At 59.3% G+C, this 21,008-nt stretch carries 20 protein-coding genes; 6 read left to right on the forward strand and 14 right to left on the reverse strand.

What is annotated here, in order from left to right:
- Window positions 1–6: 6 nt before the first annotated feature.
- The 3 genes from speE to J4721_RS04825 all read right to left on the reverse strand — a co-directional run bounded on the left by speE (window position 7) and on the right by J4721_RS04825 (window position 1,825).
- Entirely contained in the window at window positions 7–861 is an 855-nt protein-coding gene (speE, locus tag J4721_RS04815) for a polyamine aminopropyltransferase (RefSeq protein ID WP_076615082.1), read from the reverse strand.
- Window positions 858–1,379, reverse strand: coding sequence for an adenosylmethionine decarboxylase (gene speD / locus J4721_RS04820; RefSeq protein WP_014874562.1), 522 nt, complete (start codon window positions 1,377–1,379; stop codon window positions 858–860). The genes speE and speD overlap by 4 nt, the downstream gene beginning before the upstream one ends.
- A gap of 212 nt (window positions 1,380–1,591) precedes the next feature.
- A complete protein-coding gene (locus tag J4721_RS04825; RefSeq protein WP_014874563.1) occupies window positions 1,592–1,825 on the reverse strand; it encodes a DUF1127 domain-containing protein in 234 nt (77 codons plus the stop codon).
- Between the two features lie 91 nt (window positions 1,826–1,916).
- Here J4721_RS04825 and J4721_RS04830 point away from each other — a divergent pair, with 91 nt between their 5' ends.
- From J4721_RS04830 to J4721_RS04845, 4 genes are all read left to right on the forward strand, one after another.
- The gene (locus J4721_RS04830) at window positions 1,917–3,332 is read left to right on the forward strand and encodes a PLP-dependent aminotransferase family protein (RefSeq protein WP_014879919.1); all 1,416 of its coding nucleotides are present in this window, start codon (window positions 1,917–1,919) and stop codon (window positions 3,330–3,332) included.
- A 461-nt stretch (window positions 3,333–3,793) separates the two neighbouring features.
- Window positions 3,794–4,243 (forward strand): thiol-disulfide oxidoreductase DCC family protein, encoded by a 450-nt coding sequence (locus tag J4721_RS04835; RefSeq protein ID WP_044040651.1) that lies wholly within the window; start codon window positions 3,794–3,796, stop codon window positions 4,241–4,243.
- Window positions 4,240–5,847 (forward strand): SDR family oxidoreductase, encoded by a 1,608-nt coding sequence (locus J4721_RS04840; protein WP_211002199.1) that lies wholly within the window; start codon window positions 4,240–4,242, stop codon window positions 5,845–5,847. Before J4721_RS04835 ends, J4721_RS04840 begins: the two co-directional genes overlap by 4 nt.
- Before the next feature lie 847 nt (window positions 5,848–6,694).
- On the forward strand, window positions 6,695–7,222 hold the full coding sequence (locus J4721_RS04845; RefSeq protein ID WP_211003471.1) for a hypothetical protein: 528 nt from the start codon (window positions 6,695–6,697) through the stop codon (window positions 7,220–7,222).
- A gap of 1,009 nt (window positions 7,223–8,231) precedes the next feature.
- Here the strand turns inward: J4721_RS04845 and J4721_RS04850 are convergent.
- Window positions 8,232–8,711, reverse strand: coding sequence for a hypothetical protein (locus J4721_RS04850; RefSeq protein ID WP_211003472.1), 480 nt, complete (start codon window positions 8,709–8,711; stop codon window positions 8,232–8,234).
- A gap of 88 nt (window positions 8,712–8,799) precedes the next feature.
- Entirely contained in the window at window positions 8,800–9,324 is a 525-nt protein-coding gene (locus tag J4721_RS04855) for a hypothetical protein (protein ID WP_211002202.1), read from the reverse strand.
- 296 nt (window positions 9,325–9,620) lie between these two features.
- Here J4721_RS04855 and rplM point away from each other — a divergent pair, with 296 nt between their 5' ends.
- Window positions 9,621–10,079, forward strand: a complete 459-nt coding sequence (rplM, locus tag J4721_RS04860) for a 50S ribosomal protein L13 (RefSeq protein ID WP_014874569.1) — start codon at window positions 9,621–9,623, stop codon at window positions 10,077–10,079.
- A 5-nt stretch (window positions 10,080–10,084) separates the two neighbouring features.
- Window positions 10,085–10,570, forward strand: a complete 486-nt coding sequence (gene rpsI, locus J4721_RS04865) for a 30S ribosomal protein S9 (protein ID WP_014874570.1) — start codon at window positions 10,085–10,087, stop codon at window positions 10,568–10,570.
- Window positions 10,571–10,681: 111 nt separating this feature from the next.
- Here the strand turns inward: rpsI and J4721_RS04870 are convergent, their stop codons facing one another.
- The 9 genes from J4721_RS04870 to guaA form a co-directional block, all read right to left on the reverse strand.
- Window positions 10,682–11,299: a TetR/AcrR family transcriptional regulator gene (locus J4721_RS04870; protein ID WP_014879920.1), complete on the reverse strand. Its 618-nt coding sequence runs from the start codon at window positions 11,297–11,299 to the stop codon at window positions 10,682–10,684.
- A complete protein-coding gene (gene ppk2, locus J4721_RS04875) occupies window positions 11,292–12,161 on the reverse strand; it encodes a polyphosphate kinase 2 (protein WP_076615104.1) in 870 nt (289 codons plus the stop codon). The genes J4721_RS04870 and ppk2 overlap by 8 nt, the downstream gene beginning before the upstream one ends.
- Window positions 12,162–12,222: 61 nt before the next feature.
- The gene (locus J4721_RS04880; RefSeq protein ID WP_027247375.1) at window positions 12,223–13,215 is read right to left on the reverse strand and encodes an alpha/beta fold hydrolase; all 993 of its coding nucleotides are present in this window, start codon (window positions 13,213–13,215) and stop codon (window positions 12,223–12,225) included.
- On the reverse strand, window positions 13,205–14,122 hold the full coding sequence (metA, locus tag J4721_RS04885; protein ID WP_211002203.1) for a homoserine O-succinyltransferase: 918 nt from the start codon (window positions 14,120–14,122) through the stop codon (window positions 13,205–13,207). The genes J4721_RS04880 and metA overlap by 11 nt, the downstream gene beginning before the upstream one ends.
- A gap of 107 nt (window positions 14,123–14,229) precedes the next feature.
- Complete coding sequence (locus J4721_RS04890; protein WP_102849068.1) at window positions 14,230–15,093, reverse strand: ATPase; 864 nt, start codon at window positions 15,091–15,093, stop codon at window positions 14,230–14,232.
- 200 nt (window positions 15,094–15,293) lie between these two features.
- Entirely contained in the window at window positions 15,294–16,439 is a 1,146-nt protein-coding gene (locus J4721_RS04895; RefSeq protein ID WP_211002204.1) for an OmpP1/FadL family transporter, read from the reverse strand.
- A 107-nt stretch (window positions 16,440–16,546) separates the two neighbouring features.
- Entirely contained in the window at window positions 16,547–17,449 is a 903-nt protein-coding gene (locus J4721_RS04900) for a DMT family transporter (protein WP_027247372.1), read from the reverse strand.
- A gap of 108 nt (window positions 17,450–17,557) precedes the next feature.
- Window positions 17,558–19,138, reverse strand: a complete 1,581-nt coding sequence (locus tag J4721_RS04905) for a hypothetical protein (protein WP_211002205.1) — start codon at window positions 19,136–19,138, stop codon at window positions 17,558–17,560.
- A 143-nt stretch (window positions 19,139–19,281) separates the two neighbouring features.
- Window positions 19,282–20,850: a glutamine-hydrolyzing GMP synthase gene (gene guaA, locus J4721_RS04910; protein WP_102883410.1), complete on the reverse strand. Its 1,569-nt coding sequence runs from the start codon at window positions 20,848–20,850 to the stop codon at window positions 19,282–19,284.
- Window positions 20,851–21,008 lie beyond the last annotated feature (158 nt).

A 21,008-nucleotide genomic window follows, 5' to 3' on the forward strand; every position in this document is an offset into this window, starting at 1 on the left:
TGTCCCTTACGGGAACAGCTTTTTCACATAGTTCGGCAAGGCAAAGGCGGCCTTGTGAACCTCCGGGTTGTAATATCCGGTATCGATTCCAGCCGCTGTATAACGCGCCTCGACATCCGCCAGGTTCACGTTGCGCGCCTTGTCCGAATGGCTGCCCCAGCCGAACGCCATGGGGCCGCCGGCATAGGTTGGCACGGTGGCCAGATAGCAGGAGGCATCGGCAAACAGCGCTTGGAACGCGCGCAAGGTGCCGGTCAGCTCATCGCCCTGCATGAAGGGCACACCGTTTTGCGTGACGATGATGCCATCCTCAGACAGCGAACGGGCTGCGTGGCCATAGAAGGTGTCGGTGAACAGCACTTCGCCGGGGCCGATGGGATCGGTGGAATCGACGATGATCACATCAAACGTCTCGGTGTTCTCTTTCATGAAGAGTGCACCGTCGTTGATCACCAGATTGAGGCGCGGATCATCAAAGGCGCCATCGCTCAGCATGGGCAGGTATTCTTTGGAGAAATCCACCACACCGGCGTCAATTTCCACCATGGTCACATGCTCGACCGAGGTGTGGCGCAGCGCCTCACGGGCCATGCCGCCGTCGCCGCCGCCAATGATCAGCACGCGTTTTGCGTTGCCATGGGCCAGAATCGGCACATGGGTCAGCATCTCATGGTAGATGAAGTTGTCGCCTTCGGTGGTCTGTACCACGTCATCCAGCGTCAGGATGCGGCCGAACTGGCCGTTCTGAAACACCTTCAGGCGCTGATGCTCGGTGTTGCTGTCATAGAGCATCTCATCGACGCGCAGGGATTGCGCGTAATGCGCGTGCAGGCGTTCGGTGTTCCAGGTCTGATCGCTCATGCTGCGACCTCCTTGGATGGGATCCCCTTGGCGAGGAATTCCTCGCCGCGCAGCAGTTCGCGTACCTCAACGGTGGGCGTATCAAAGGCTTCTTTCAGCACATCAACCGCTTTCCACGGTTCGGCATCACCGCACATGAAGACGTCAAAGGCGCCATAGCCGATCTCGGGCCAAGTATGGACGGAGATATGGCTTTCGGCCAGTACGGCTACGCCAGACACGCCTTGCGGCGAGAACTTATGGGTGTGGATGTGCAGCAGCGTTGCGCCACAGACCTCGACGCATTTGCGGAAGGCGTTCTGAATGCGGGTTTCGCAATCCAGACCGCTGCCGTTCATGACCTCGATAATGAGATGGGTTCCGGCAAACACCTTTCCATCCCGACGGATGAAATGGTCTTCGCGATCCGAATCCACAAGTGAGTTTACGATCGCAGTGGTTGCACTGCGGGCGGTATCTTCCTCTTGGGCGCCTGTCTCCAGACCGATCCCCAGTTGGAAGAGGTTGGCGTCCGTCATGACACTCCCCTTCGTTCCAGTAGATGACAATCCAGCCGGCCCTTAGCGCCCCCCCGGATAAGAGTCCGGGGTTGGGATCGGTACCGAAAGTGAAGCGGCATCTATGGTGGGGGCGGGATTCGATCAAGAGGTTTTTTGTAAAATGAACGGGATCAGCCCATAAAAAAGGCCGGGGCAAGCCCCGGCCGTAAGGTGGTTCCGTTGCCCGGGGATCATGGGCGCCAGAACGGAAGAGTCCCTTGATGCCGTGCCTCTTCACGGGTCAGCCCAACATCTTTGAGCAGTTCCGGAGGCAATTGGCGCAATGCCTGGCGGGTGCGCTGGCGCACTGTCCATTTGGTGACCAGAACCGCAAAGGAGACTGCAACCTCCGCCAGCACCGGCAGGGCGGGGCGGCTGGAGAGATAGAGCATATCCGGCGAGGGTGTTGTTGCGTTCTGTGTCATGGCATTTTCCTATTGTATTGATACAATCCTGTGTTAATATCACAATGCTTGGGTACAATTTGTGGGACATCATGTCCAAGGAAGGATTGTAATGGGTACAATTTGGCCGGATGAGCTGCCAACCGACCTTTCTGGCCGATCCGGTCCCAAATATCAGAGGGTCGCCGATACAATCCGAAACGCGGTTGAGGATGGTACGCTTTGTGTTGGTACAAAGTTGCCGCCGGTGCGGGAGCTTGCTTACCAGCTGAAAATCACCCCAGGCACCGTGGCGCGGGCGTATTCTCTGCTGACGGATGCAGGGCTGTTGCAGGCAGAGGTGGGGCGCGGCACCTTCGTGGCGGAACCGGAAACCAAGGTTCAGGATGACGTCTGGTCGCGTCAGCTGCACCTGAAGGAAGTCAAAGATCCGGGTCATGTCAGCCTGTTTAGCCCACGGCTGGTGGATGTGGGGCAGGTGGCTGCGATCCGTGAGGCGCTGGTCAAGGTCTCTCAAGGGGATCCGCTACAATTTCTGAATTACCCGACGAGGGATGCCTACCGCCCCTTGCGTGAGGCTGTGGTCGACTGGCTGTCGCAGGACCCGCTGGGTCCGCTGGATGAGCGCGATGTGGTGCTGACCCACGGCGGGCAGAATGGCATCCTGACGGTGATGCAGGCTATCCTGAAGGGACCACAGCCGACGGTGCTTGTTGAAGATCTCTCATACGCCGGGTTCCGGCGCGCCGCTGAACTGGTGCGCGCCCGGGTTGTGGGCGTTGCGATGGATGAGCATGGCATTCTGCCGGACTCTCTGGAGCTGGCGATCCGCAAAACCGGCGCAATGGTGCTCTGCACCAGTCCCGAGGTGCATAATCCAACCGGGCTTTACACGCCGCTGGAACGTCGCAAGCAGATCCTTGAAGTGCTACGTCGCCATGAGGTGCAGATCATCGAGGATGACTGTTATCGCATGGGCGAAGCCCGCGCGCCAAGCTACCGCGCGCTGGCGCCGGATCTCTCCTGGCATGTTTCGTCGATTTCCAAGACCCTGACACCATCGCTGCGAGTTGGGTTTGCGCTGGCCCCCAAGGGGCGTGGCCGGGACCTGCGGCGGATGGCGGAATACAGTTATTTCGGGATTGCCCAGCCGGTTGCCGAGCTGACGCGTATTCTGCTGTCTGATCCGCGTACCAGGAAACTGGTCGCCGATGTGCGCCGGGAAATGGACAGCTATATACGGATCGCAGTCAACACTCTGGGCGGGTTTGATCTGGTCTGGTCGGGCAGCGTTCCGTTTCTATGGCTGAAGCTGCCCTCAGGCTGGCGCGCCGCCGCCTTCACCCGCGCCGCCGAGGCTGAGGGCGTACAGATCCGATCCGCAGATGAATTTGCCCTGCGCGATGGTCGCGCGCCCAACGCGGTGCGGATCGCGGTGAATGGCCATGTCTCGCCCAAACGGTTTGAGGAGGCGATGCTGCGCCTGCGTGCGCTGCTCGACAACCCGCCGGAGCAAATCAGCGTCTGAATTGTTGCCCGGCTCGGGGCGGGCTGTCCGGAAAAGGAAAAAGGGCCTGAACAGTCCAGCCCTTTACAGTAAATGATATAATCCCGGCATGCCTTAGTGCCGGGTTTTTATGTTTCCGTGATCGCGCAGAGAACCAACGTTCTCCACACAATACTTCGGCGTGACAATGCCTCCTTTTCAGCACATCACAACCCAAATCAAATCTGCCTCAGAAAACCACATCGCTTATGTTTGGGGGGTTCCACAAACCGTGTTGGCGACACCCTCAAGTCAGAACCTATCGCTCAGTTTTGCGTCCGACCAAGTTGCCATCCCTTGAATGGCCCGTGAAAGCCCGCTACTTATCCGAGGTCAGCATACTTCGGCACATCAGTCTGGCGGTAAGGGGCACGGAGCACGCCTTAGGCTGTTACCGGAGATATTCTTGGGCGGGCCGCGTTGCCTCCAGATAGTAAGGTAAGATGTTCGCACCGTTCTCCTTTCGGCAAGATCCCCAAGTTCCGCAGTTCCCCGATGATGCACCGCTTGCCGTGATGGATGCGGAATGTGCCCTATGCAGTTGGGGTGCGCGCTTGATCCATCGCCTCGACCGGAGCGGAGCGGTGCGCATCTGCCCGATCCAGACCCCGCTCGGAGCCGCCTTGCTGCGTCATTACGGGCTCCAGCCGACCGATCCCTCCAGTTGGCTGTTCATCGACGAGGGTATCGCACATCAGGACTTCGAGGCGGTCGTGCATGCCGCCCGACGGTTCGGCGGATGGGGACGACTGGCCGCGGTCCTGCTGATCGTGCCGCGACCGGCTCGGGACTGGCTCTACCAGCGTCTTGCACGGAACAGATACGCCATATTCGGACGGGCGGACCTGTGCGCGATCCCGGACCCTGCCTTCCAAAGGAGGCTGCTCCGTTGAAAATTTTGGTGCTGGGAGGATACGGTGTTTTCGGCGCACGTCTCGCGAGGCTTCTGGTGGCCGACGGGCACGAGGTCTGCGTTGCCGGTCGGAACCTGGAAGCGGCCTGGTCCTGCGCGGCGGACCTGGGCTGCCGGGCGATCCGGCTTGATCGAGCTGGCAGCCTCGACGCGCTGGCGGCATACGAGGTCGTCGTCGACGCGGCCGGGCCGTTCCACGCCTATGGAGATGATCCTTACCGCCTCGCACACGCGGCAATCGCGGCCGGCGTCCACTACCTCGATCTCTCGGACAATGCGGACTTCTGCGCAGGCATTTCGGCCCTGGACGCCGAAGCGCAGGATGCCGGAGTTTGCGTGCTGTCCGGCCTCTCTTCCGTTCCGGCCCTGTCCTCTGCCGCCGTGCATGACCTTGCTGGCGATGCGGTGCCGGTGGTGATCGACACCGCGATCCTCCCGGGGAACCGCGCACCTCGAGGCCTGTCGGTCATGCAGTCGATCCTGTCCCAGGCGGGGCGCCCAATGCCGGTCTGGAGTGGCAACCGGTGGGAACGGGCTTTGGGTTGGTCGAAGCCGGCGCGATTCACCCTGCCGGGTGGCCTGGTCCGGCAGGCGTGGCAGATCGAGGTGCCGGACCAGCGCCTGTTTCCCGCACATTTTGGCGCACAAACGGTTCGCTTCCGCGCGGGGCTGGAGTTGGCCGTCATGCGATATGGGCTTGCGCTCTTCGCCGGACTGCGCCGGGTCGTGCCAATCCCGGTGAACCGGCCGGTCGTGCAGGTGTTCAAGGTGCTGGCCGATCTCCTGGCGCCCTTCGGCAGCGGCCGCGGAGGCATGTCCGTATCTGTCACCACGCGCCACGAACACCGAAGCTGGAGCCTTCTGGCCGAGGATGGCGACGGCCCCTTTATTCCAGCCGTGGCGGCGCGCGCCTTGCTGCGCCGCAGCGATCTGCCGGTGGGGGCCGGCCCCGCGATCGAGGCGATCACGCTGGCCGAGGCTGAGGCCGCGATGACGGATCTCCGCGTGGTCACCGAGCGCAGCGTTGCGCCAACCTCACCCATCTTCCCCCGCGTGCTGGGGCCGGATTTCGATGCGCTGCCTGAGGCAGTGAAGGAGACCCACCTGACGCTCGGCACCTCGCGGTGGGCCGGGCGATGCGAGGTCCAGCGAGGCGCGGGCGTCTGGCCCCACTTGCTCTGCGCGATCTTCCGGTTCCCTACCGCGACGCCGGACATTGAGGTCGACGTGATCAAGACGGTCACCTCCCGCGGCGAAACCTGGCTCCGGCGCTTTGGCTCGAGCACGTTCCGCTCCCACCTGTCCGTCGGTCCCGAAGGGATGCGTGAGAAGTTCGGCCCGTTCATGTTCTCGATCGGTCTCGAGGTTCGGGACGGCGAGCTTCACTATCCGGTCACGGCAGGGCGGGTGGGGCCGATACACCTGCCGCATCGGCTGCTCCCTGTGTCAATCGCGCGTGAGTTCGTCGCCGAAGGCAAGTTCCATTTCGACGTCAAGATACTGGCGCCGGTCACGAAGCAACTGCTGGTTCGATACCGGGGATACCTGGCAGCCGAGGCGCCAGGAGATCCGAGGCGTCCATAGCGCAGGTCAGCAACGACGACTCGCGTCGTCGCCGACCCTGTGCGTTCGGCACAGACACGCCGAATATCCTGCTCCGCCGGGCTCTGACTTCAGGAGCCCGTATCACGTCAGCCGGTTGCACCCCGCCAATCCGAGCCTCAAGCCACCAGATGTAGTCGTTGAGGTTCTTCGTCGTCGGCTGACAGAATGGCTCGATGAACTTGCCGTAGCGAGCGTGGAGCGAGTTCACATTCTGGATATGATAGCAGCCTGCCGCGACAGGCGTGCCCGGCCTGCTCCCGACCACGAAGTGCTCCAGGTCGCGCGCAGCCGCAAGATCCTTGTAGCCATTGCCTCCATCCGAGCACAGCACGGCGTCGCCTGGCACGGATGGGGTTCATGGCGCGCTCCACGGTGGCGCTCTTGCGGTTCGGCAGTCGCCGGAAGAGGCGAGGCCCGCCGCGATCAGCGACGGTGAGAATGGGGGGCTGCCACCGCGAAAGACCGCGCATCATCTTCAGCCCTTGCGTCGTGAAACCCTCCCACCGTGGTCGTGGTGGCATTGGAATATTCTTCAGATCGGCGAAGTGCCGGACCCATTCGCGCGATCCCTTCCGGGACTCTCGTTGGTATGTCTCATCCTCCTCGATGATCCAGAACACGAGCATTCGCCAGCGCCAGACCGTGTATTTGTTGAGGTCGAGCTGCTTCGCGTGCCTACGCGCCGATTGCCGTGCCGGGCTGTCCAGCATATCCCTCAGCGCCTCCATGAACAGGTCGGGGCGATGGATGCGGCCGATGGCGCTCCCGGTTCGTCCTGAATAGGTCTTATGGCAGCCACAGCATTGGTAGCGCTGGACCTTGGTTCGTGTTCGGCCCTACTTCTGACGTCGTGGATCGCCGCGGAATGGGCGCGTGTATTGCCGGTTTGTCCGTGCTTCGATTATCCGAGATCGCCTCCGACTTCCGCCGAAGATTCGGGATCTTCGTCTGGGCCCCTCGATCCGGGCCGGGTTCAACTTGCCGAGGGCATCGAGAAAACCGCGAAAGTCGTGGTGTCGCAAGAGCATCCTTCGCTGAAAAGCGGAGGAATATAGGCTCTTTAAGGTTAAGACGAAGCGAACCAACACGGTTAGCCGACACCCTCGATGTTTTTTGCTTTCTTGGCAAACCTGATAGCGAGATGATTAAACTCTGGAAGGCAGAGAGCCTCGAGTTTCGCGAGGCCGCATGTGCCATTGAAGTTCGAGTCGAAGGAACTTCAAATTTCTACTCGATTTTTGATTGTGAAGACATCGAAGGCCATCATGTATCGGGGAGCATGAAGGAATATCTCATTAAAAAAACGAATTATTGGGAATTCTTCTCCGAAGACGAACAGCACCAGTTTGGGTAGAGTACGGACTCACCCTCCGAATAAATCCTTCGGATAGATTTTACCCTTCGCCAGCCCCAGCTTCATTGCTGGGATTGTTTTCGTTGAGCTGCTTCCGATCCAGTTGTGCATGAAGCGGTAGATCTCGACGATTTTTGCCATCGTCTCGGGATTATGTAGGTAATGGCGCTCCCAGGTTTGACCGTTGCCGCTTGGCGTGTGCCCCGGTCGTGCGGCGAAGCGAAGGCTTGATCTCACCTCGTGGCGAATAGTAATCGACGCTTCGTAGCGTGGCCAGGTGCATCAGGCGAGCGCTGCGGTCATTTGGCATACTCGGACGACCCGTGAGAGTCCGGATCTCCCTTCCAGGCTCAGATCTGGTGTGGAAGGGCCAATCAAATGGCATTCCAACCGGATGTGTTTCCAGCAGCCCCTCAACCACCAGATCAGTTTGTTCTGCGCCCGTCATTGCTGCGCAGGCGCTGGCCTTGATGCCTGAGGCCGACTCAAGTGCCGCCTTGCCTTCTGCGACGCGGCTGTTTCGCTGGTCGTTTGATTTGTTTTTGTCGAAACGGACCACTCATCGCCCGTCCCGAGTAACTTCCTCAGCATGAAGGCGTGTGCCAAGTGCATGATGTCTTGCCGCACGAGTGTCTCTCTGTGAGGAAACTGCAGCCCGAGATCCACCTCTGGTGCTTCCAGTGGATGAAGCCATTTTCCGGGTTATCCTGTCCAGATAGGCCTTAAATTCGGTCTCTGATCAGACTCGTGCCCGCTGCCGATAGGCGCGAGGAAGGCCGAAATCACCGGCGGCCACCATCTAGGCTTCGATATCAGGAAGCTCCATCACCGGATCCAGCCCAACATGGGCAGCCATGATGTAGCCAGTATTGGCATGCGCGGTGCATAGGTGATGCACTGGGATTTGCGCCCGCGTCTTCTTGTTTGGCCAATTGAGTTGGAGCGTCTGGGAACCCGTGGCAAACCGCCGACCGACCGTAATCCAATCGACCTGCTCGAACAGGCGTTCTCAGCGGGCGGTGATGTCGATCACCCGATCATAGATGAAATCAATCTTCGCATAGACGTCGCGCGCAGACAGCCCTGTGAAATTACAGATCTTTGAGATTGGCGTCCGGTTCGTGATCATCCACAGAACAGCATTGTTCGCACTGCCTAGCTTCTGGCGGCGTATGCGTGATCCGACCGAAAACGAAGTCAGGCAGGCTTTGCACTTCCATCGCTGTGCTCCTTTGGCGGTCCAGCCAGATTTACGGTGGAGCTTCGGATGTTCAGCCGCTGACCTGCCATGGTTCGTGCATTCGCCATTTGTGCATGCATCCCGCCGAGGGCGCAGGGCAAAGTATGTCTTCTCGTCTCCAGAACCGCTGACCTTGCCGCGTGGAAAGTTTGGTTTGACCTTGGCGCGATTTTTCCCACTGGTGTTCTCCCAGTTGTTCCGGTTTTTCTTATTATTATTGTGGGAGTAGATTGGCCAGAAACTGGCCAACCGAAATTCTAATTTTCTCATTTATTGCAAAGGGCTGGCTGAACATTCCAGCCCCTTTAATATATGACACCATGATCAACGGGGTCGGTTACTCGACCAGGATCGACACGCCCGAGGTGTGGTTACCGATAAACGACCAGTTGTCGTGACCTGCAGCGATACCTGCAGTAATGGCAGCCGCCAGAAGACCTGCAGCCGAGGCACCGCCAACCACTGTGCCATTCAGCTCAGGCTTAAGCGTGGTCCGGCCGGACTGTTCGCCTGCGTTGCACTGTACATAAGCCGGGGTCGGACGGCGTTTGAGCACCGGCACGTTAACTTTTGCCGGGGTGATGAATGTCGCCTTGAATTCGGTGCTTTCGATTGTGCACCTGGCGCCAACAACCTCGCGCATGTTGGCGCTGCTGGGCTGACCGCCTGTCGCCTTCATCTTTTCCTTGTCCAGCACGACATGCGTGCGGAAGGTTAGCTCTTTGTAGCCCTGAATGCGCGGCGCTGTCGTGCTTTGATTCTTGAGCGCCACCGTCACCGGGGGAGTGGTAACTTCGGCGTTTTGCATACAGGCACCAAGGGCCAGCGGCAGGGCGCCAGCCAGAGCAAGTTTTCGAAACATGTAATGAGATCCTATAATTTGTCTTTCTGATGCAGCTTTAACGTGTGAGACAATGGCTGAAAAGGCGCGTCGGCCCGTTCCGCGTCGACAGCTGCGGTTTTTTGGTCGGGCTGCAGCGCATCGGGCGGCATCCAAATTTGGGGTATTATTATACCTATTTTTCAAGACATTGTTTTCAAACAATTAAATCCGGTTTGCAGGTGTTGACCTATGCGCGGGCCTGCCGTAAACCCCGTCCATCGAATTCGGGCGCACTGCTTTGGTGTGCCCTTCACGTCAAACAGGATTGACCTGATATGAAAACCTTCTCTGCTACTCCGGCAGACATCGAGAAGAAGTGGATCATCATCGACGCCGAAGGCGTGGTGCTGGGCCGTCTTGCATCGATCGTCGCCATGCGCCTGCGTGGTAAGCACAAGCCGTCCTTCACTCCTCACATGGATATGGGCGACAATGTCATCGTGATCAACGCTGACAAAATCCAGATGACCGGCAAGAAGCGCGAAGAGCACTTCTACTGGCACACCGGCCACCCCGGTGGCATCAAATCCCGCACCAAGCAGCAAATTCTGGAAGGCGCGCACCCTGAGCGCGTGGTCTACCAGGCTGTGAAGCGCATGCTGCCCGGCAACCGCCTGTCGCGCCAGCAGATGACCAACCTGCGCATCTATGCAAGTGCCGAGCACCCGCATGAAGCCCAGTCCCCCGAGGTTCTGGATGTTAAATCCATGAACAAGAAAAACACCCGGAGCTGAGACCGATGGCTGATCAGATCAACACTCTCGAAGAGCTCGGCGCCGTTGCAGGCGTAGAAACCGTAGCCGAAGAAACCATTTCGCGCGAACCCGTTCGTGACGAGCTGGGTCGTGCCTATGCAACGGGCAAGCGGAAAGATGCGGTTGCCCGCGTCTGGATCAAGCCGGGTTCCGGCAAGGTCTCCGTCAACGGTAAAGAGCTGAACACATATTTTGCACGCCCTGTGCTGCAGATGATCCTGCGCCAGCCGTTCCAGGTTGCCGGTGTCGAAGGCGAATTCGACGTCTACGCAACCGTCAAGGGCGGTGGCCTCTCCGGTCAGGCCGGTGCGGTCAAGCACGGCATCTCCAAGGCGCTGCAGCTCTACAACCCGTCCCTGCGTGGCGCGTTGAAAGCTGCTGGCTTCCTGACCCGCGACAGCCGTGTCGTTGAGCGTAAGAAATTCGGTCGCCGCAAAGCGCGTCGTTCGTTCCAGTTCTCCAAGCGTTAATCGCTGGATCACATGGATTGGAAAAGGCCGCAGAGCAATCTGCGGCCTTTTTCTATGTCTGAACCATTTGGGGACTGCATCAGCCGGCGCAGGTGTCACCTGTCGCCAGCGTCAGCTATCCGGTTCGATCAGGCCCAGCCCACGCAAGTAGATGCCGATGCCGCTTTCCAGCAGGTCCTCGGGCGGGAAGGGCGAGGCCGCGCCGGGTGAGTTCCGCGCGTAAAGCTCAACCACCCCATGGCTCATCGCCAGAATATGGGCCGAGAACATCGAGGCAGGGGGGCGTTTTTCAACCGGGATATGCTTGCTTAGGTCTGCCGCAGCGCGTTCCAGAATGGCGCGGGCGCGATTGGCGGCCTCGGCCAGTTCGGGCGTGCGGTTCACGGAAATGCCGCTCTCAAACATGGCGATGTAATGGCCCGGATGTTTGCGGGCAAAGGCAAGATAGGCCCGGCCTGTGGCCTCAAACGCGGCCAGCGCTGAAGGCTGATATTTGTCATAGGCGTGCTGCATCAGATCGGCAAACATGATGTAGCCCTGCCTGCCTGCCTCGGCGATCAGATCCTCGCGCCCCTTGAAATGACGATACACCGCAGCCGGGGTGACGCCTGCCTGTTTGGCCGCCTCCGATAGGGTGAAACCGGTCGGGCCTTTCGCCTCGATCAGGTGCAATGCGGCCTCGACCAGCGCCTGCCGCAGGTTGCCGTGGTGATATCCGCGTTTAGGCATCCCAAAGATCCGGTCCGCCACAGATCGCACCATCCAGATCGCCAAGTGCTTTGGCGTCTTTGTTGGCATAATCGATAGCGTGCAGCACCCGACGGATGGCGGCCAGCCGTGCGCGCCGCTTGTCATCCGAGCGGACGATGGTCCAGGGCGCATGTTCAGAATGACTGCGCGTCAGCGTGTCGGCGATGGCGGTGGAGTATTCCTGCCAGAGGCTCAGCCCCTTCACGTCGATCGGGCTGAGCTTCCATTGTTTCAGCGGGTCGGTTTCGCGCGACAGGAACCGGCGCAGCTGCTCGGCGCGCCCGACGTTGAGCCAGATCTTGAAGACCTGAATGCCGTCCTCAACCAGCGCCTCCTCAAACCCGTTGACCTGATCGAAAAACCGTTCGCGCTGGCCGTCGCTGCAAAAGCCGAAGACCGGCTCCACCACGCCGCGATTGTACCAGCTGCGATCAAAAAAGACGATTTCACCCGCCGACGGCAGATGGGTGATATAGCGCTGGAAATACCACTGCGTCTGTTCGCGTTCGCTGGGTTTGGACAGGGCCACAATGCGGGCGCCGCGTGGGTTCAGGTTCTCCCGGAACCGCTTGATGGTGCCGCCCTTGCCAGCCGCATCGCGTCCTTCGAAAATGATGGCAATCCGCGCGCCGGTTGCGCGCACCCAGGACTGCATTTTCACCAGTTCGATCTGCAGGCGCTTCATTTCTTTGTCATAGTGCTTGCGGCTCATCCGCGTGTCATAGGGAAAGCCCGGATCCAGCACATCGTCCTTGTCCGCGCCTTTGAGGGCGGTGCGGATCTCATCCGGGGCTTCGGTCTCGTAAAACGCGCTGATGGCACCGTCAAAGGGCAGGGGCATTCGAAAATTCCTTCTGTCTTCTGTCCCTTATATGGGGCTTTGCAGCGAAATGTGAATCGTTTTAACGTAAATTCTCTGCCGTTGCCGCCCGCGCTGCCGCCCGGTCCACCGCCGCAGCAACCGCATCGGTGGCGACCTGATGCGGCATATGGCCGATCCCCTCCAGCACCGTGAGATTGAGCGTGGGCACATCGCGTTCCAGCTGGCGCGCGTGGAGATCCAGCCCGACAGTGGTATCCGCACTGCCATGTACCGCCTCAATGGGCAGGCGAAGGGCGCTGTAGCGCGGCGCCATCATCTTGATTTCCGCCAGAAGGTCAGCGCGCTGGCGGGCATTGGCCCGCAGGGCGGAGCGGCGCAGGGTCAAACCCGGGCCGAAATGCTCAAAATACCCCGCCGGGACAGGCTGCGGGGCAAAGACCTCAGTCAGCGTATCGCGAATGGTGGTCTCCGGCACATAGGCGGTCAGCACGGGGACGGCCAGCCGTTGACCCAGCGGTGAGGAGGTAATTTTGTAAAATGTGCTGAGCGGGGTTGGCCAGGGATGCGAGACCGCCCCGACGGTGACGAGGGCAGAGAGGCTCTCCGGCGCATCCAGCGCCCAGGCCAGTGCAACACCGCCGCCGTAGCTTTGCCCCAGTACGATTGGGCGCTTCGCCCCTAATTCGGCAACCGCGCCACGGATCAGGGCGGCTTGCCTGCTCAGCGAGGCTTGCGCGCCGCGGGTGCGGTCACTGTAGCCCAGACCGGGCCGGTCGACGATGATCACCCGGTAGCGGTCGCTGAGGGTTGGCGCGAGGCGAAAGGTCATATCACGGATATGACCGCTGGCGCCATGTATCAGCACCAGATCCGGCGCGCGTGCGCCTGCGGGCAGGGCGGCGGGCTGTCCCAGATCCAGCAGGTGCACCTGCTGCCCTTCAACGGTCACAAATGTGCCCTGCGGCGGGTAGGCCGACACCGCCTCAGCCTCACGCGTAGTGGCCCGCCACAGTGTCACACCAACGCCAAGCGCCAGAACCAGCCCGGCGGTCACCACGCCCTTAACGCCCAATCTCAGCCATGTCGAAGGGGGTGGATTGATAGATATCATTGATCCAGTTGCCATAAAGAAGATGCGCATGGCTGCGCCATCTGTTTTGCGGTTTGCGGCTGGGATCATCATCCGGATAGTAATTCATCGGCACGTTGATCGGCGTCCCGCTGGCCACGTCGCGGTCATATTCCTGTTTCAGCGTATCACTATCATATTCAAAGTGATTGAAGATATAGAGCGCGCGGTGACTCGGATCCTCGATCAGGCAGGGACCGGCATCCTGACTGCCCAGAAGGCTGCGCAGGCCGGGCCGCGCGTCGATCTCGGATTGGCGAATTTCGGTCCAGCGCGACACCGGAATAACGCAATCATCCGAAAATCCCCGCAGATAGGGCGAGGCAGGGTCGAGGTTCTGGTGCCGGAAACAGCCAAAGACCTTGTGATCCAAGAGGTGTTTCTTCACCCCGTGGAAGTAGTTGATCATCGCCATGCCGCCCCAGCAGACGCCAAAGGTGGAATGCACATTGGTCTGGGTCCAGTCAAAGACCTCGCACAGCTCATCCCAATAGGTGACGTCCTCGAACTCAAGATGTTCAATCGGCGCGCCGGTTACGATCAACCCGTCAAAGCGCTGATCCTTGATTTCCTGAAAGGGACGGTAGAATTCGGCCATATGCTCCGCCGCGGTATTACGGGTCTGATGCTCCGTCATGCGGATCAGCGATAGGTCGATCTGCAAGGGCGTCGCGCCGATCAGCCGGGCAAACTGGTTCTCGGTCTGGATCTTTTTCGGCATCAGGTTCAACAGGCCGATGCGCAGCGGGCGAATGTCCTGACGGGCCGCCTGATCCGGCGACATGACCATCACGCCTTCGTTCGTGAGAACGTCATAGGCGGGGAGGTCTGAAGGGATCTTGATCGGCATATCGTGTCCTTTGGTGTGTTTGTCCCGTCCATACTGGTCGGGCTCGTTCTGACCCGGAGCAAATCCCCGGGGGGTGGCCGGTATCCGGCCTTCGTGATGTAGAAGGCCTAGCCGCGCGCCTCAAGAGCGCCCGCGATCACGTCTGTGAAATCAGCCTCGGTGCGGATGCCCGAAATCTGATCTGCTGTTACCGTGACGCCCCAATGCGCGGCCATGGCAGCATAGCGGGGCTGGCGATGGGCCAGCGCCTGCGCATAGGTCCAGCGAATGAAACTATCAGGATCCACATCGGCCTCTGATAGGGTGTTTTCCTTTAGATACTCTTGCCAGACCCGGGCGAGGAAGGCCGGTTCATAGGCCATGGGTTTCGGCGCGCGGTCGAACCGGCGGATCAGCTCTTGGGTATGGGCTTCGTCGCCCTTGATCCAGACCATCAGCGTGTGCTGCGACAGCTCTGTCAGCAAAGGGTCGTTGGGGTCGCTTGCATCGACCCATTCGCAGATGCTGCCACCGGTGTCGCAGATGAAGTTCGGATAGTCATAGAGCCGCGCAGCGCGGTCGATGAAATAGCCAGTATCGCGCAGCGCGTTCAGCTCAGCGGTGCGGAACTGGTCCTGACGGCGGGTATATTCCTGCATTGCCAGCCCGCCCTTGGCCGGATTGCCGGGCTTGCCTAGATAGGACGCCACCGGTGTCAGGTTCTCAAAGCTGATATTGGAGCCGATGTAGATCGAGTCCGACAACAGAAGATCGCGCAGAAACGGCACCTTCATCGCCTCTGCCTTGGCATTGTCGGCGATATATTCGCCCATGTAGCGGGTACCGATGCGGTAATCGATAGAGTAGTGAAACCAGCTGCCCGCACCGCGCAGGATGTTGCTGATATAGGTCTTGCCCAGACCGGACATGCCAAAGAACAAAACCCGCTTATGCGGCGCCTTACGCCACTCTTCGGCAGACGAATAGAGCATTTGAAATCCGGTCCCTGTTGGTTTCTTGCCTTGCTACTGAGCAATGTCGCGTGGGTCAATCGGCAGCGCCCGCAGATGGCGCGTTGAGGCGAGGTCGTGACATGAAAAACCCCCGCACCATGGGTGCGGGGGCAAAGCTGGTTCTGGCCCTGTCTTTGTTACAGCGCGGCCTGTAAGCGCACGCAGGTTTTACGCCAGGATCAGAAGCTATAGCCGACCTTCAGGCCAAAGCTGACAGCATCGTTGTCGCGAAAGTTCGCGACGCCCACAGCACCACCGGGCGCGGCAATTGCGTCACCCAGTCTGGTATAGCGGATACCGGCAGAGATCTTCATCTTGTCCTGAGTGTACTGCACGCCAAGGCGGATTGCCTCATAGCCGTGCGTGGGTGCGAGCGGTGAGACAAGGTTGTCGCCATCAACATCTGCATAGATTACCGCAAGCGAACCAGACCAGTTCTCGTTGAATTTGCGACCCACGCCAAGGGTGTAGGTGACCGAGTCATCAAGGTCGATCAGGTCTACGGTGCGACCGGCCTGACCGCTGAGGCCCGGCACAACCAGGTTGGTGACGCTGTGCTCTGCCCAGCGAATGCCGCCAAACAGCAGCGTGTCTTCGGCAATGCCCGTTTGAAGGTCCAAGTTGACCGACTGCGGTGTCTTGGTCTTGGTCGATGTTCCTACTGAGACGCCATTGGCAAAGGTTTCGTTCAGGTTGAAATCATGCTCGATTTCGGAGCTGTAGGTCAGTGCCGCGCGCAGGGCGATTTCTGGGATCTCATAGGCAACGCCCGCGACCCAGCCAAATGCACCGTCCTTGTTGACCTTCACGTTATATTGGCTGCCGATAGAGGAATAGGCGCCGCCCGCCAGGTTAATCGCGCCGTCAATCTCTTGGTAACGAATGCCGCCATGAACGCTGAAGTTGTCGTTAAACTTGTAACGAACAAGTGCAGTGATTGCGTTAGAATCCGCCACTGCCGTGGTGCCGCCCAAAAGGAGCGAGCTTCCAACCGGGTAATTCACGTCGACGCCCCACGGCTGATCGAAGATCACTGCGAAGGACAGCTGCTCGTTGATGTCCCGCTTGTAACCGGCACCGAACATGTTGAAGCGGTCGCCGACATCGCCGGTCGCAGATTGAAAAGGGTTACCCGCGGTGCCGACGGTGGTGGTCGCGCGGTCATTGCCGGACAGATCTACGGATGAGGTCGCCACGGAAAACTCGGCGTAACTGCCTTTTTCGAAGATGATGCCAATCGGCTGGCCGGTCCGATCAAGACCGCTGGCCATAGCGGAGCCGGAAGCCAGCGCCAGCGCCGCTGACGTTGCAAGATAGCGTTTCATTGTTCCTCCCTGTCCAGACTTGAGCGTCTGGTTTTAACATTGGAAAACGCTAGCAAGGGGGAATTTTTCGGTCAATGTTGACGCAAAGGCAATCAAGGGCAAGAAAGTCAGACTGATCTTCGTTGTTCTGAATGCGCACGCAGACGCCCGGCCGCATCCAGAATATTGATGTAGTTCGCACAGAAGATCACCGCCGCTCCCAACAGGATCCAGAGGTTAAGCGCTTCACCATAAATCAACATTCCGGCCACAGCGATGGTCGGTAGGCGGGCGAAATCAATGGGCACCACAACGGTGGCCGGAGCAATTGCGAGCGCCTTGGTCATGCAAAAATGTGCAGTCAACCCTGCGCAGCCAATCACCAGCAGCCAAAGTGCCGTTGCGGCATTTGGGATTGCAATCACCCCGTCCCAGCCCGATATCGCCAGACCCATTCCCAGTTGCATCAGGGTGAGCCACAGCAGAATGGAGCTGATCGGCTCATGCCGGGTCAGTCGCTTGGTGAACATGATCGTGAGCGCGAAGAAGACAGCGGAGCTGGCCGCGGCAATCACGCCGAGGTTCAGGGACTCCGGACTGGGGCGCGCGACAATCAGAATGCCGATAAAACCAAGAGCCGCCGCCAGCACGCGGGGTTTTGTCAGAGCTTCGCCCAGCAGCAGTGGTGATAGCATCAGCACCCAGAGCGGGGAGGTGAATTCCAGCGCAAAAACCTGTGCCAGCGGGATCAGGGTCACAGCAAAAAACCAGAGGTTCTGCCCGGTGAAATGCGCGGCATTGCGGATGAGATGCAGGCCAAGCCGGTCGCGTCGTACCTGCCGCCAGCTGCCCGTCGCGGTCAGAACCGCGACCACAATCACCAGACCAACGGCGCTGCGATAGGTCATGATCTCAAACGTGTCGAGGCTCAACCCTGCCTCTCGACCGGCAATGGCCATGGCAGAGAAGGAGACAATCGCTCCGATCATCCAGATCGCAGCCGTGCCTATTGGTCGGTCGTTCAGTTCCATCACCGCCCCCGCGTGCCATTCTCCGGGGCAGAAGGGGGCAGTTTTTAACTTAGGTCAAGCCATGTTCGCCGCGCGGTCCAGTCCCGGGACACGGATATGCCGGGACAGCTATTCGGCAGCAATCTTCCCGATCGTCCCACCCTGGCGTGGCGGGACCGGTACATCGAGCCGGTTTCCGCGCTGAATAAAGTCCTTGGCAGCCTCTTCTGCGTTGAAATTTATTCGTGACAGCAGCGTTTCCACCTCAGCGATGAGCGTATCAGTTATATGATTATTTTGCGGTGATGCATTCGTCTTGGGCGGTAGTTTTGCGTGCCGTGTGTGTCCCAGCGCCCGAAGCAATTTTGCCGCTCCATTTGGGGTAGTGGCCTCTTCCAAGGTTGTCTCTACAAAGTGGAGCTGATCACCGTAGAGAGCTTTATAGTAAGCATATCGCGCCTCCATTTCCAACGCATACCAGATCGCGGTGCCAACATCTCCCAGATGCTTCAGAGAGGTCGGATCCACAATCTTGTTGGGATAGGTCGGATGCAGGTACCATTGCCAAGGGACTGTAATATTGAAGAAATCATTGCGGTTGATGTAACTTGCGATCTGTTTGGCTAAGTCGCGGCGCAGAACGACGATGGTGCTACGAGGCGCAAGGCCATGCTCAACAAGGGACTCAATGAGTCCGCATTTTCCCAAGGTGTGGTTGCTTTCAGCGTAGGGAGCTTGAAGCTCGCCAAGCTTGCCCTCCCAAAAATCGCAGATAGGTCCGTTCATGCCGTAGGTATTGAAGCGCCGCATATGGCCGATACTGGGCAGGCGGGTACCATAGTCATCTAGGCCAAAAGGCTCATGCACCGATGGAATATCCAAATTCTCACCGAGAAAACGTGCGAGCCAGGCCGTGCCGGTGCGCCCAGCAGAGAGGGTGAAGATAAAATCAGGCCGCGGGCCGGGGGCGGCGTCGCTTCCTGAGGGCGGGTGACCAGACATCGCGGCAGATGTGCGGTTGGGGGTCACCGGATCTGGCGTTGCAACCGGACGGGCGTAGCCGAAGCGGGCAATTTCATCCGCGGCTTCCTGCTCAATCAGATCAGCGGTATCGGGGTGTTGGGCGAAGACGGTCGCCGGATCGGCGCCGCGTTTTGGACGAAGTTCGCCCTTGGCGCTCAGGCTGGAGAACCGCGCCCAGAGGCCGTCAATACCCAGCGCGTTGACATCCTCCTCAAGATGCTCGTAACGCAGAAAGATGTCGGGGCTGTTCGGGCCAGTCAGTGGCGCGATGCGGCGGTTCTCACTCAAAACGCTGCGGAAGTACCCGACAAACTGGTCAAATGGAATATCGCGTTTGTCCATCCTCTCCCAGTAGTAGCGCGAGATAATCGCATCGTAGGGGTCACGCCAGATCGTGATCTTGGTGTAACTCTCCCAGATATCCTGTGGAACAGCGGCGCGGATCTGCCCGGCGGTCATGTGATTGAAGAAAGCCTGCGTGCCCTCATGTCCATCCGGCCAGGTCTGGGTTTGATGGTTCTGAGGCCCGGGATAACCCAACTCTCTCCGGCTCTCTTCATCCTTTGGGCTGATTGGTGTGATGATGCTGCCGTCATCGCAATAGCTGGACAGTGCGATTTCAAACGAGGTTCCGCCAACCTTCTTCGTTTTGATGAAAATCAGCTTGAGCGGATGGCAGATGATCATTCCGGAAATGCTCCCAATAGAGGTTCACCGAAACCTCGCAGAGAGAGTTTTTCAAATCGTTAAAACATCAGTGAAAATTAGATTAAATCGGGGCCTTCTATAAAGAGAACCCCGGCTCATGAGCCGGGGTTCTGGGTGTTGGTTTATTCCCACTCGATCGTGCCCGGAGGCTTCGAGGTGATGTCATAGGTGCAGCGGTTGATCCCCTTCACCTCATTGATGATCCGCGTGGCGGTTTCACCGAGGAAGTCGTGGCTGAACGGATAGTAATCCGCCGTCATGCCATCAACAGAGGTCACCGCGCGCAGGGCGCAGGCAAAATCATAGGTGCGACCGTCGCCCATCACGCCCACGGTGCGGACCGGCAGGATTGCCACAAAAGCCTGCCAGATATCGTCATAAAGACCGTGCTTGCGGATCTGGTCGATATAGATCGCATCGGCCTCGCGCAGGATCTCCAGCTTTTCACGGGTGATCTCGCCTGGGCAGCGGATCGCAAGACCCGGTCCGGGGAAGGGGTGACGGCCAATAAAGCTTGCAGGCAGGCCCAGTTCGCGGCCCAGGGCGCGGACCTCGTCCTTGAACAGCTCGCGCAGGGGTTCGACCAGTTTCAGCCCCATCTTTTCCGGCAGGCCGCCCACGTTGTGGTGCGATTTAATGGTGACTGACGGGCCGCCCGAGAAGGACACCGATTCAATCACATCCGGGTACAGGGTGCCCTGTGCCAGGAACTCGGCGCCCTCAATCGTGTTGGCGTGTTTCTGGAACACGTCGATGAACAGCTTGCCGATGATCTTGCGTTTGGTTTCCGGGTCGCTTTGCCCATCCAGCTCACCCAGGAACAGCTCCTGCTCATCCGCGTGGATCAGCTGAATGTTATAGTTGTCGCGGAACATGGCGACGACTTCTTCCGCCTCGTTCTTGCGCAACAGCCCGTGGTCGACAAACACACAGGTCAGCTGGTCGCCGATCGCTTCGTGGATCAGGATCGCCGCAACTGAGGAATCCACACCGCCGGACAATCCGCAGATCACCTGCTTGTCGCCGACCTGATCGCGGATCGCCTGGATTGCCTGCTCGCGGTAGGCGCCCATGGTCCAGTCACCGGTGAAGCCGGCGATCTTCACGAAATTTTCGTAGAGTTTGGCACCGTTCGGGGTGTGGTGTACCTCTGGGTGGAACTGCACCGCGTAGAAATTGCGGCTGACATCTGCGGTGATCGCGAAGGGTGCATTGGGGGAGGTGCCATAGACCTCAAACCCCGGTGCAATCTCACTGACGTGATCGCCGTGGCTCATCCAGACCTGTTCGCGGTCGCTGTCATCGGCAAACCAGCCATCCAGCAGGGGCAGGCTGCTGACCGTTGGTGTCACATAGGCGCGACCAAATTCGGCGGTGCCATGGCCGGACAGCACCTTGCCACCCAGCTGGTGCATCATCACCTGCTGGCCGTAGCAGATGCCCAGGATCGGCACGCCAAGATCAAAGATCTCCTGTGGCGCACGGGGGCTACCCTCGCGGGTCACGCTGTCGGGTCCGCCGGAGAAAATCACCGCCTTGGGCGCCATCTCGCGCACAAAGTCCATAGTGACATTCTGATAGGGATGAATTTCGCAATAGACATTCAGCTCGCGAAGGCGGCGCGCGATCAGCTGCGTCACCTGGCTGCCAAAGTCGATGATGAGAAGGCTGTCGTGGGATGTCTCTGTCATGCACGCGCCATAGGGCAGTGGCGCAGAATTCGCAAGGGATTTTCGCGCGGCAGAGCGCGTTTGCGCTATCTGCCGCGTGCTGCCACCGCACCGGTGGCAGAGCCAAAATCCCGGCCGTTTTCGCGAGAAACCTGTCGGGAATGTCGCTTTTCAACTTC

The organism is Phaeobacter sp. HS011, from assembly GCF_018101215.1.
Classification (GTDB): domain Bacteria; phylum Pseudomonadota; class Alphaproteobacteria; order Rhodobacterales; family Rhodobacteraceae; genus Phaeobacter; species Phaeobacter inhibens.

Excerpts from the sequence above, each read along its gene's own strand:
- speE (WP_076615082.1), bottom strand. The coding sequence starts at position 861 with ATGAGCGATCAGACCTGGAACACCGAACGCCTGCACGCGCATTACGCG.
- speD (WP_014874562.1), bottom strand. The coding sequence starts at position 1,379 with ATGACGGACGCCAACCTCTTCCAACTGGGGATCGGTCTGGAGACAGGC.
- J4721_RS04825 (WP_014874563.1), bottom strand. The coding sequence starts at position 1,825 with ATGACACAGAACGCAACAACACCCTCGCCGGATATGCTCTATCTCTCC.
- J4721_RS04830 (WP_014879919.1), top strand. The coding sequence starts at position 1,917 with ATGGGTACAATTTGGCCGGATGAGCTGCCAACCGACCTTTCTGGCCGA.
- J4721_RS04835 (WP_044040651.1), top strand. The coding sequence starts at position 3,794 with ATGTTCGCACCGTTCTCCTTTCGGCAAGATCCCCAAGTTCCGCAGTTC.
- J4721_RS04855 (WP_211002202.1), bottom strand. The coding sequence starts at position 9,324 with ATGTTTCGAAAACTTGCTCTGGCTGGCGCCCTGCCGCTGGCCCTTGGT.
- rplM (WP_014874569.1), top strand. The coding sequence starts at position 9,621 with ATGAAAACCTTCTCTGCTACTCCGGCAGACATCGAGAAGAAGTGGATC.
- rpsI (WP_014874570.1), top strand. The coding sequence starts at position 10,085 with ATGGCTGATCAGATCAACACTCTCGAAGAGCTCGGCGCCGTTGCAGGC.
- J4721_RS04870 (WP_014879920.1), bottom strand. The coding sequence starts at position 11,299 with ATGCCTAAACGCGGATATCACCACGGCAACCTGCGGCAGGCGCTGGTC.
- ppk2 (WP_076615104.1), bottom strand. The coding sequence starts at position 12,161 with ATGCCCCTGCCCTTTGACGGTGCCATCAGCGCGTTTTACGAGACCGAA.
- metA (WP_211002203.1), bottom strand. The coding sequence starts at position 14,122 with ATGCCGATCAAGATCCCTTCAGACCTCCCCGCCTATGACGTTCTCACG.
- J4721_RS04890 (WP_102849068.1), bottom strand. The coding sequence starts at position 15,093 with ATGCTCTATTCGTCTGCCGAAGAGTGGCGTAAGGCGCCGCATAAGCGG.
- J4721_RS04895 (WP_211002204.1), bottom strand. The coding sequence starts at position 16,439 with ATGAAACGCTATCTTGCAACGTCAGCGGCGCTGGCGCTGGCTTCCGGC.
- J4721_RS04900 (WP_027247372.1), bottom strand. The coding sequence starts at position 17,449 with ATGGAACTGAACGACCGACCAATAGGCACGGCTGCGATCTGGATGATC.
- J4721_RS04905 (WP_211002205.1), bottom strand. The coding sequence starts at position 19,138 with ATGATCATCTGCCATCCGCTCAAGCTGATTTTCATCAAAACGAAGAAG.
- guaA (WP_102883410.1), bottom strand. The coding sequence starts at position 20,850 with ATGACAGAGACATCCCACGACAGCCTTCTCATCATCGACTTTGGCAGC.